The organism is Amycolatopsis sp. NPDC004079, assembly GCF_040610415.1.
GTDB lineage: Bacteria > Actinomycetota > Actinomycetes > Mycobacteriales > Pseudonocardiaceae > Amycolatopsis > Amycolatopsis halotolerans.
This window is the reverse complement of the sequence record NZ_JBEXMH010000078.1, coordinates 26,463-37,146: the sequence shown is the minus strand read 5'-3', so window position 1 is coordinate 37,146 and position 10,684 is coordinate 26,463. Positions and strand designations below refer to the sequence as shown.

At 70.1% G+C, this 10,684-nt stretch carries 8 protein-coding genes; 4 read left to right on the top strand and 4 right to left on the bottom strand.

The genetic code is table 11. From position 1 onward, the window contains the following. Positions 1-157: 157 nt before the first annotated feature. Both ABZX37_RS43010 and ABZX37_RS43005 read right to left on the bottom strand, forming a co-directional pair. Positions 158-961: an SDR family oxidoreductase gene (locus tag ABZX37_RS43010; protein ID WP_354749776.1), complete on the bottom strand. Its 804-nt coding sequence runs from the start codon at positions 959-961 to the stop codon at positions 158-160. 15 nt (positions 962-976) lie between these two features. Further along, positions 977-1,693 carry an SDR family oxidoreductase gene (locus tag ABZX37_RS43005; protein ID WP_354749774.1) on the bottom strand — a complete coding sequence of 239 codons (717 nt, stop codon included), beginning with the start codon at positions 1,691-1,693 and terminating at the stop codon, positions 977-979. A gap of 142 nt (positions 1,694-1,835) precedes the next feature. Between ABZX37_RS43005 and ABZX37_RS43000 the strand changes: the two genes are divergently transcribed. The 3 genes from ABZX37_RS43000 to ABZX37_RS42990 are packed head-to-tail and all read left to right on the top strand — an operon-like array spanning position 1,836 to position 6,120. Then, positions 1,836-3,707 carry a primary-amine oxidase gene (locus ABZX37_RS43000; protein ID WP_354749773.1) on the top strand — a complete coding sequence of 624 codons (1,872 nt, stop codon included), beginning with the start codon at positions 1,836-1,838 and terminating at the stop codon, positions 3,705-3,707. 10 nt (positions 3,708-3,717) lie between these two features. Beyond that, positions 3,718-4,506, top strand: a complete 789-nt coding sequence (locus tag ABZX37_RS42995; RefSeq protein ID WP_354749771.1) for a molybdenum cofactor biosynthesis F family protein — start codon at positions 3,718-3,720, stop codon at positions 4,504-4,506. Positions 4,507-4,509: 3 nt separating this feature from the next. Beyond that, positions 4,510-6,120 (top strand): amidohydrolase, encoded by a 1,611-nt coding sequence (locus ABZX37_RS42990; protein WP_354749769.1) that lies wholly within the window; start codon positions 4,510-4,512, stop codon positions 6,118-6,120. 24 nt (positions 6,121-6,144) lie between these two features. Here the strand turns inward: ABZX37_RS42990 and ABZX37_RS42985 are convergent, their stop codons facing one another. Beyond that, complete coding sequence (locus ABZX37_RS42985) at positions 6,145-7,620, bottom strand: hypothetical protein (RefSeq protein WP_354749767.1); 1,476 nt, start codon at positions 7,618-7,620, stop codon at positions 6,145-6,147. 30 nt (positions 7,621-7,650) lie between these two features. Continuing rightward, positions 7,651-9,090, bottom strand: coding sequence for an FAD-dependent oxidoreductase (locus ABZX37_RS42980; RefSeq protein ID WP_354749765.1), 1,440 nt, complete (start codon positions 9,088-9,090; stop codon positions 7,651-7,653). 142 nt (positions 9,091-9,232) lie between these two features. On the opposite strand from ABZX37_RS42980, the gene ABZX37_RS42975 reads away from it, so the two are divergent. Next, entirely contained in the window at positions 9,233-10,669 is a 1,437-nt protein-coding gene (locus ABZX37_RS42975) for an aldehyde dehydrogenase family protein (protein ID WP_354749763.1), read from the top strand. The last annotated feature ends 15 nt before the right edge of the window (positions 10,670-10,684 follow it).

Sequence of the window (10,684 nt, the reverse complement as noted above, 5' to 3'; positions counted from 1 at the left end):
ACACATCGGCCCCGTCCGCGGGCTTAAACAAGCACCCCCGCCCCCCCGTGGGGTGTAATTCCACACCACCGTGAGGGGCACCCTGAGGGAATCTGATTCCCTCAGGGTGCCCCTCACGGACTTCTCAACTAAGCAGAAATGCTCGGGCTAGGGGTGTTTACGACCCCATCCCGGCACGCTCGAACGCCAACGTGGGCAAGTCGACCGCGTGCGCACCGCCGTCGGCGACCAGCACCGCGCCGGTGATGTACGAAGACTCCGAAGACCCGAGGAACCGAACGATAGAAGCGATCTCGTCCGGCTCGGCAGGACGCCGCAACGGCACCTCGGCAGTCACCCGCCGGTACCCCTCGTCATGCCCGCCGTCAAACCCGGCCGCCTCGGCGAACTGCTCCATCTCCCCGTCCGCCATCGGCGTCCGGACCCACCCCGGGCACACCGCGTTGGCCCGGACCCCGCGAGGCCCGTAATCCCGGGCGATCGACCGGGTCAGCCCGATCAACGCGTGCTTGGCCACCGTGTATCCGGCGACGTTGGGCCCGGCGAACAACCCGGCCAGCGAAGAAACAATCACGACCTGACCGCCGCTTTCCACGAGGGAAGGCAACGCGGCCCGGCAAAACACGAAAGCGCTGGAAAGATTGGACCGGAGCGCGATTTCCCATTCCTCGTCCCCGGTGTCCACCACCGAAGACAGCCCGTGCCCGCCGGCATTGGCCACGATCACGTCCAGCCGCCCGAACTTCTCGAGAATCTCCGCGATCGCCGCCTCCGCGTCCTCCCGGACACTGGCGTCACCGGCGATCACATGTGCACCAGTCTCCGCAGCGACCTTCTCCAGCGGCTCACGCCGCCTGCCCAGAACCACGACCTGTGCGCCTTCACCGGCGTACCGCCGAGCAACCGCAGCCCCAATGCCCGTCCCTCCGCCGGTAATCGCCACGACCCGCGTGTCTGCCATCGTCATTTCTCCCTTTCAAGCAGGAAACCCAGACCGAGCCGATACGCCGAAGTCGGCGAGCAAGGCCTGTCCGTTCACCGTCCGCGCCCGCGCGGACGCCAGATACACCACCTGCTGGGCGACGTCCTCGGCCGCCTGCACCGGAAAGCCCGGTTCGTCCAGCAGATCTCCCAAATCCCCTCGCGCCATCGGCGTATCGACCACCGACGGGCACACGCAATTGACCCGGACGCCGTCGAACTCGACCGACAACGCCCGGGTCAACGACACCACCGCGCCCTTCGACGCGCAGTAGGGCACCATCCCCGGCGCACACACGAACGCCGAATCGCTGGCCAGGAAGACGATCGAACTCCCGTCTCCCAGCCACGGCCGCGCGTGCTTCGCGACCAGGAACTGCCCCAGCACGTTCACCGACATGACCGCGGCGAAGTCCGCGGCGCTGGTCTCCGCGAGCGGCCGTCCGACCGGTCCGGACACCCCGGCGCAGCCGACGACCACGTCGATCCCGCCGAACGACTCCGCCACGAGCTGCACCGCCGCGGCGACCTGCCCCTCGTCGGTGACGTCCGCGCGCGCCGCGACGACCTCCCCCGGCAGGGACGGCGGCCGGACCCGGTCGACCACCCCGACCCGCGCGCCCTCCTCCAGGAACGCCCGCGCGCAGGCCAGTCCGATCCCGGACGCGGCTCCGGTGATCAGCACGGCCTTGCCGTCGAGGTCCAGTCGCATGGCGCAATCCTGCAGCAACGGCTCTTCCGGGGATTGGCAACGAGTGCATCCTTGTTGTCAGCGACCGCACGACCCCCCGAGCCCGGCTACCGCTACCCCCGGGCCACCGCGAACACTGCGGCGAGGAGCGCGAAGGGACACCATGAGCAACGCACACCCCCACCCCCTTGACCCGCTGACCGCCGACGAGCTCGCGGCAGGCCGGGCCGTGCTGGAGGCACAGGGGCTCGTCACCGAGACGACCCGGTTTCCGCAGGTCCTCCCGGTCGAACCGGACAAGGCCGCCGTACTGGGCGGCGCCCCGGTCGACCGCCGGATCCAGTTCACCCTGCTCGACACCGCGACCGGCGAATCGGCCGACGCGGTCGTCTCGGTGACGGGCCAGGAGCTGGTCAGCCACGAGAAGTGCGGCGAGGGCCAGCCCCCGTATCTCTTCGAGGAGTACGACCTGGCCGAGGCCGTCACCAAGGCCTCCCCGGAGTGGCAGGCGGCCATGCACCGCCGCGGCCTCGGCGACCGCATCGAGCACGCGTTCTGCGCCCCGCTCGCGCCCGGCTACTTCGGCCGCGAGGACGAGACCGGCCGGGTCGTCCGTTCGCTCACCTTCCTGCGCGAGGACAGCACCGACAGCCCCTGGGCGCATCCGGTCGAGGGCCTGGTCGCGCACCTCAACCTCACCGAACAGCGCGTCCTCCGGGTCGAGGACGAGGGCGACACCCCGGTCCCCGAGGACTCCGGCCGCTACGGCCACCACGCCGCGCGGACCACGCTCAAGCCGATCGAGATCACCCAGCCGGAAGGCCCGAGCTTCCAGGTCGACGGCTCGCTGGTGACCTGGGAGGGCTGGCAGCTGCGCGTCGGGTTCAACGCGCGCGAGGGCCTGACCCTGCACCAGCTGACCTTCCAGGACCGCTCGGTGCTGTACCGCGCGTCGGTGCCGGAGATGGTCGTTCCCTACGGCGACACCTCGATCGGCCGGTTCTGGATCAGCTACTTCGACGCCGGCGAATACCTGCTCGGCAAGAACGGCAACAGCCTGCGGCTGGGCTGCGACTGCCTCGGCGTCATCCACTACTTCGACGCCTTCCTCGCCGACGACCACGGCCAGCCGGTGCGCGTGCCGAACGCGATCTGCATGCACGAGGAGGACTACGGGATCCTCTGGAAGCACACGGATCTCGACGGCAAGGCCGAGGTCCGCCGTTCGCGCCGCCTGGTGATCTCGTCGATCTCCACCATCGGCAACTACGACTACGGCTTCTTCTGGTACCTCTACCTCGACGGCACCATCGAATGCGAGGCCAAGGCGACCGGCATCGTCTTCTCCGGCGCCGGCGAGCCCGGGTCCGCGCATCCGCACGCGTCCGAGATCGCGCCCGGCCTGTTCGCGCCGGTGCACCAGCACCTGTTCTGCGCCCGGCTCGACTTCGCCGTCGACGGCCAGCGCAACTCGGTGTACGAGGTGGACGCCGTCGGCATCCCGATCGGCGAAGAAAACCCGTATGGCAACGCCTTCACCTGGAAGGCCACGGAACTGCGCACCGAACAGGAAGCGAAGCGGCACGCGAACCCGGCGACCGCGCGGGTGTGGGAAGTCCGCAGCACCGAGCACACCAACCGGCTCGGCGCGCCGACCGCGTACCAGCTCGTGCCGCGTCCGTCGGCAACCCTGATGGCGCAACCGGAATCGACGGTCTACCAGCGCGCGACGTTCGCCACGAACCACCTGTGGGTCACGCCGTACGCGCCCGGCGAACGCTTCCCGGCGGGCGACCGCCCCAACGCGCACCCGGGCGGCGCCGGGCTGCCCGCGTGGACCGCGGCCGACCGCTCCGTCAGCGACACCGACGTCGTGCTGTGGCACGTCTTCGGCCCGACGCACATCCCGCGTCCGGAAGACTGGCCGGTCATGCCGGTCGACTACTCCGGATTCATGATGCGCCCCTACGGGTTCTGCGACCGGAACCCGGCACTCGACCTGCCCTCGGCCGCTCACGGCCACTGCGAACACTGAGGAAGGCTCCATGCCCGCGACCAACCTGTCCGACACCTCCACCTGGCTCCCGCTCGACGGTCTCGCCCCCGGCTTCGACGCCAACAAAGCGGCCACTGTGGACGATCTCGACAACCAGTCGTTCACTTTGGACTGTGCCGACGGCGGCACGTTCTCGATCAGCTTCACCGGCGGACGCGCCTCGTGGGACGAGGACGGCACCACCGACGAGACCGCTTCCGAGACGTTCCTGGTCGACGCCGGACTGTTCTACGTGCAGTTCCACCCCGGTGCGGAAACGTCGTTCAGCCTGCTGCTGGACGTCCGCCAGGGCCGCGCGCTGGTCATCACGAGCACGATCGGCGACGGACTTCCGCGGGTGACGCAACGGTTCCGTCCCGCGACCATCCAGGGCCGCGAGGCGCACGGCGAGGAGATCGCGCCCAGCACGGCGTTGATCGGCCGCCGCGTGCAGTGGGTGTACAGCGAAGAGCACGCGTACGAGCACGTTTACCTCACCCCGCACTGGTACAGCTGGCAGTGCCTGTCCGGTCCGGAGCGCGGGCTCGCCGACACCGACGAGAACTCGGTCTACCAGATCCGGCCCGGGATCTACGTGTTCACCTGGCGCGAGAAGGTCATCCCGTGCGCGTCGGTGACCGTGGCCGACCACCGGAACGTGCGGGAACTGCGGTCGCACGGTTCGCTGTTCGGGCTGGGCGAGGACGGCAAGACGCCGACGCACTTCACCTTCGGCGCGTACGGCCGGCTGCTCAGCAACACCGTCTATTCGCCGGACTACGACCCCGCTGGACAGTGACCCGTGGCGCCTGAACTGCTCCTCACCAACGCCACTGTGTACACAGTGGACGAAGACCGGCCGTGGGCGACCTCGCTCGCGGTGGAGAACGGCCGGATCACGACCGCCGAGGCCGGTCCGGACGCTGAGGTCCTCGATCTCGGCGGCGCGTTCGTGCTGCCGGGTTTCGTGGACGTGCACAGCCATCACGCGCTCGCTGGCCGGGAATTGTTCGAGCTGCGCCTGAAAAGCGGCTCGAGCCTGGACGAAATCCTCGCCGCGGTAAGGGAATGGTCTTCCCGGCTCGCGCCGGACGAGTGGGTGGTCGGCGGTGCCTGGCCGTCCACTTTGGCCCCCGAACTCGGCCACGACTCCGTACGGCGAGCACTCGACGAGGCGGCGGGCGGACGTCCGGTCGTGCTCATCGAGGACAGCAGGCACAACCGGTGGGCGAGCAGCCGGGCGCTGGAACTGGCCGGGATCGACGCGTCCGCCCCGGACCCGACGGGCGGGACGATCCACCGCGACCTGACCAGCGGCGCACCGACCGGCTTGCTCATCGAGACCGCGGGCTTGGCGGTGGAGCGGGCGATGCGGGACACGCGCACGCTCACCGCCGAGCAGCACGCCGAGGCCTCGCGGCGGGCGATCGAAATCCTGCACTCGTACGGGATCACGGCGTTCCAGGACGCCGGGGCGACGCTCGACATCCTCGCCGCGCTGAAAACCCTTGACGACGCGGGGGAACTGGCGGCGTGGGTCGTGTCGTCGATGCTGGTGAACGACCCGATCTTCGGCGCGGACCCGATCGGCAAACCGCTGCTCGACGCCGCCGCGGCGTACCGCAGCGAGCACCACCGGCCGGACTTCGTGAAGATCTTCCTCGACGGCACCCCGCCCGCGCACACCGCGGCGTTCCTGGAGCCGTACCTGCACCACGAGTGCTTCTGCGGCGACACCACGATGCCGCCGGAGGAACTCGCGGACTGGCTGGACGTCGCCGTCTCGGCCGGTCTTTCGGCGAAGATCCACTGCGCGGGCGACGCGGCCGTCCGGGCCACTTTGGACGCTGCCGGCAACCTCCGCGCCCGTGGCGACTACACGACGAAAATCCAAGTGGCGCACGGACAGTTCATCCACCCGAACGACTTGGAACGGTTCGCGACGCTCAACGTGTCGGCCGATATCTCGCCGTTCCTGTGGGTTCCGGGAGTGATCCCGGACGCCATCGCACAGGTGATCCCCGCCGAACGCGCGGCGCGGATGCAGCCGAACCGCACGCTGCTGGACACCGGCGCACTGGTCGCCGGTGGTTCGGACTGGCCGGTGAGCGAATCCCCGAACGCCTGGGAGGGCATCGAGGGCCTGATCACCCGGCAGGACCCGTACGGCAAGCACCCCGGGAGCCTGTGGCCGGAACAGGCGATCACGCTCGCCGAGGCGATCCAGGTGTTCACGCTGAACTCGGCCCGCGCCTGCGGCCTGGACGACGTGACGGGGTCGCTGACGCCGGGGAAGTCGGCGGATTTCGTGGTGCTGGACCAGGATCCGTTCAAGACCCCGGCGGATCAGCTGGCCCGGATCACGGTGCGGGAGACGTGGTTCAGCGGCAAGCGGGTGTTTACGCGGGATTAGGGCTTGTGCGTGGCTATGCCGGTTCTAACCGGCATAGCCACGCACGACCTCCTCCACCGTCTCGCCGCTCTCCCCGCGCACCACCAGCACCAAGCGCGCGGGTACGCCTGCCGCGGCATAGGCGGCCAGCCGGTGATGCCCGTCCAGGACGACGCCCAGCACGAACCGTTCCGGCCACTGGGCGCTGATGTACCGGTCTTCCGCCCAGGCCAGCAGCAACGCCGCGGGACGCTCGCCGCGGGCGATCGCTTCCGCGTACCGGTCGACTGTCGCCTGGTCCAGCGCGTCCAGCGGTTGCGACGGAACCACGCTGCCGTATGCGGGCATCTCGCCGGGAATCGCCTGCGGGAGCTGGAAATGCTCGATGCCCGGCCAGTCCGGGTCTCCCTCCCACGCACTGCGCGTCTCGGTTCTGCGCGTCAACCACCACGACTGCTCCAGCGTCCGCACGCGTTCCAGCGGAAGATCGGCCAAGAGCATCCGGTAGTGCCCAGTCTCCAGCTCCTGAAGCAGCGGTTCCAGCGCGCGCACCGTCGCAGCGGTGAGTTCACGCGGCTCAGCGAGGACTTCCCGCGCCTGGGCGGCACCGGCCAGCGCTTCGGCGGGACCGAAGCCGAGCAGGCGCAGCGTTGATTCACAGGTCTCGCACCCGGAGCCGACGCCGAATCGCGCACGATCACCGACGTACAGGGTCTGCTCCCACCGCGGCCACATCGATCCCGGCAGCGACGGGTCGAATTCGACGCGCACCCGGGCCCGGCCTTCGTCGACGGAAAACCGCAGCGCGGAAGGAGAATCGACGGCGACGTCCCGCACCTCCGGGACTGGCCCGACGGTCAGGTCCAGCCCTGCCCACACCTGGCGGATGTCGTCCGGCGACGGGAGCAGCGGGGACCGCCCGGTGAGCCGGACCAGCGCCCGGTGGACGTTCCAGGCATTCTGCTCCGGGCCGTTCGCCAGCCAGTCGAGCAGCACCGGAACCGCGGCCGGGTCGCCCATTTCCTCAAGCGCGACCGTCAAGAAGATGTGCTTGAGCCCGGCGACCGCGAAAAGCCGCCGGGCGATCGGCACTGTCCATTCGCGGGCGCCGAGCCGGGCCAGCGCGAGCGCCGCCCGGCCGCACCGGTCGTCGTCATTCAGCAGCGCACCGAGCGCCTTCGCCCGTCGGCGGTCCCCGGACACCCCTGCCGCGTCGATGACGGGCGGCTGGTATCCCAGTTCCTTGATCAGCTGATCCAGCACGGGCTCGGGCACCGGGAGGCCCCGTCGCACCACGTCCGCCAGCAGATTGGCCGTGCGGAGCCGGATCAGCAGATCGAGCAGGATCGGATCGCCGTCCGCCCCGAGCAAGTCCAGCAGGTACTCGAGGTGTCGCCGCTGGTCGTCGTTCGCCGCCGGGTACAGCTCGCCCGCGCGCATAGCCAACGCGGCCCGTCCCGAAGGCGGGTCGGCGGCCAAAACGTCGAGCTTCGAATAGTCGGCGGCGAGAAGATCATCCACCCGACGAGCCTACTGCCGCCCGCGCCCGATTTACGCCAGCAAGAACTCCGCTACCCGCTCCCCCATCAGCACCGCGGGCGCGTTCGTGTTCCCGCTGATCACCCGAGGCAGCACCGAAGCGTCCGCGACCCGCAGCCCGGACACTCCGCGCACCGCCAGCGTCGGGTCCGTCACCGCCAGCTCGTCCGTCCCCATCCGACAGGTTCCCACCTGGTGGTGATAGGTGATCGCCGTGCGCCGGACGTACTCCCGGACATCCGCCGGTCCCGGGTACAACTCCCGCGCGCCCCACTCCTCCGCCAACGCCGGGGCGCTGCCGATCAACCGGCACTGCTCCACCGAAGCGACCAGGCTCTCGAAGTCCGCCGGGTGCGCCAGCGCGGCGAGGTCGATCAGCGGCATCTCGGTCGGATCCGTGCTGCGCAGCCGCAGCGTTCCCCGGCTCTGCGGCGTGATCATGCCCGCCATCAGCGAGAACCCGGTCGCGGGCCCGGTCATCCACGGTTCGTACATCGGCACGCTGAAGTGGATCGGCTGGGTGTCCGGCACCTCGAGACCCGGGCGGCTGCGCCAGAACAGGTGCGTCTGCGTCACCGAAAGCCCGGTCTGCGGCGGCGCGACCTCGCGGCGGTCGGTGGCGAACACGACCGGCGACAGCAGGTGGTCGTGCAGGTTCTCGCCGACGCCCGGGAGGTCCGCGACGACGTCGAGGCCCAGCGCGGCGACGTCGTCGGCCGGGCCGATTCCGCTGCGCAGCAGGATCGCCGGGGACGCCAGCGCGCCGGCGGCGAGCACGACCTGGTCGGCGAACAGCGGCTCCAGTTCGCCGTCGATCTCCGCCAGGACGCCGATGCAGCGGTCGCCCTCGAACAGCACGCGATGCACCAGCGCGCCGGTGTGCACGGTCATCTGGTCGGCGACCGGTTCGGAGTAGCAGAGCCAGGTGTTGCGCCGCCGCCCGCCGGTCATGGTGACCTGCTGCACGGAGATGCCGTCGAGCACGCCGCTGTTGTAATTGTCGTTGAACGGCAGGCCGATCTCCTGCGCGGCATCCACAATGGACTGCTGGATCGGCTGCAGCGGATCGTGCTGTTCCAGGTCGAGCAGGTCGCGTTCGATCCGCTCGTACACCGGGCGCACGTCGTCCCAGGCCCAGCCGGGCAGCTCCCAGCCGTCGTAGTCCGCCGCCGCGCCGCGGACCCAGATCATCGCGTTCAGCGAATGCGACCCGCCGAGCACCTTGCCGCGCGGCAGGTGCAGCCTGCGGTTCCCGGCGTGCGGCTGCGGCACCGTGTAGTAGTCCCAGTCCTCGGCGGCGTGCCACAGCTCCCCCGCGCGCGACGGGTCGTGGATCGCCGCGTTCGTGTCCGGTCCGCCCGCTTCCAGCAGTGTCACCTTCGCGCCCGCGTCGACCAGCCGCCGGCACACCACCGAGCCCGCCGAGCCCGCACCCACCACGATCACGTCCATGTCCTGATCCTGGCCGGTCCCCCGGCCCCGCCCGGCATTGTCTTCACTCGCCGACAACGGGCGTGCCCTCGCGGACAAGACCGCCCGCCCGCCGCGCGCCGATACTCGGAGGCGACCAGAAGATTTGGGACTAGGGAGCGCCATGCCGACACGCCTGTTCATCGACGGTCAGTGGACCGAGGCCGGCGGGGAGCCCATCCCGACCCGCGATCCGGCCACCGGCACGGTTCTCGAAGACGTCGGGACGGCGACCCAGGCCGACGTCGACGCCGCGGTCGCCGCCGCGCGCCGCGCGCTGACCTCGCCGGAGTGGGCCGGGCTCGCGCCGGTGCGGCGCGCGAAACTGCTCTTCCGCCTCGCCGACCTCGTCGAGCAGCACCACGAGGAACTCGCCGCGCTGGAAACCCGCGACCAGGGCCAGCCGATCGGCATCTCACGGCAGGTGAGCGTCACCGGCGCGGCCGAGCACCTGCGGTATTTCGCCGGTTGGGTCACGAAAATCCAGGGCACCACGAACCCGGTTTCGTTCCCGGACACCCTGCACTACACGCGCCGCGAGCCGGTCGGCGTGAACGCGCTGATCACGCCGTGGAACTTCCCGCTGATGATCCTGGTGTGGAAGCTCGCGCCGGCGCTCGCCACCGGAAACACCGTGGTGATCAAGCCGAGCGAGGTCACGCCCCTGACGAGCATCCGGCTGGTGCAGCTGGCCGAGCAGGCCGGCATCCCGGCGGGCGTCGTCAACCTGGTCACCGGCGACGGCCCGGTGGGCGCGATGCTGAGTGCGCACCACGACGTCGACCACGTCTCCTACACCGGGTCCACCGCGGTCGGGAAGCTGATCACCGCAGCGAGCGCGGAGTCCAACCTCAAGCGGCTGACGCTCGAACTCGGCGGCAAGGCCCCGAGCATCATCGCCGCGGACGCCGACCTGGACGCCGCCGTCGCGGGCAACCTCGCCGGCGCGACGCTGAACACCGGCCAGGTCTGCGCGGCGTACACGCGGTTCTACGTCGACCGCAAGCGCGAGCAGGAGTTCGTGGAGAAGATGGCCGCCGGACTCGCCGGGCTGCAGGTCGGTCCCGGTTTGGAGGAGACGACGCAGGTCGGGCCGCTCGTGTCGGACAAGCACCGCAAGCACGTGGCGAACCTGGTGGCGACCGGCCGTTCCGAAGGCGCGGACCTGATCACCGGCGGCTCGGAGGTGGACCGCGACGGCTACTTCTACCAGCCGACGCTGTTCGCGGGCGTCACCGACAGCATGACGATCATGCGCGAGGAGATCTTCGGCCCGGTGCTGGCGGTGACGCCGTACGACGACCCGGACGAGCTGGTCGCGCGCGCGAACGACACGCAGTACGGCCTCGCCGCGACCGTCTGGACCCGCGACATCCGCACCGCGCAACGCTATGCGGACGGGATCCGCGCGGGGGCGGTGTTCGTGAACATGCCGCCGATCCCGGACATGGCCGCGCCGTGGGGCGGGTACAAGGCGTCGGGCTGGGGTCGTGAGATGGGCCCGTGGGCGCTCGACGCGTACACCGAGACCAAGGCGGTCTGGCTGCACTACGGCTACTGAACGCGTTCGGTGCTC

Bases quoted from the DNA above. Each gene is read 5' to 3' on its own strand.
- ABZX37_RS43010 (WP_354749776.1), bottom strand. From the start codon at position 961: ATGGCAGACACGCGGGTCGTGGCGATTACCGGCGGAGGGACGGGCATT.
- ABZX37_RS43005 (WP_354749774.1), bottom strand. From the start codon at position 1,693: ATGCGACTGGACCTCGACGGCAAGGCCGTGCTGATCACCGGAGCCGCG.
- ABZX37_RS43000 (WP_354749773.1), top strand. From the start codon at position 1,836: ATGAGCAACGCACACCCCCACCCCCTTGACCCGCTGACCGCCGACGAG.
- ABZX37_RS42995 (WP_354749771.1), top strand. From the start codon at position 3,718: ATGCCCGCGACCAACCTGTCCGACACCTCCACCTGGCTCCCGCTCGAC.
- ABZX37_RS42980 (WP_354749765.1), bottom strand. From the start codon at position 9,090: ATGGACGTGATCGTGGTGGGTGCGGGCTCGGCGGGCTCGGTGGTGTGC.
- ABZX37_RS42975 (WP_354749763.1), top strand. From the start codon at position 9,233: ATGCCGACACGCCTGTTCATCGACGGTCAGTGGACCGAGGCCGGCGGG.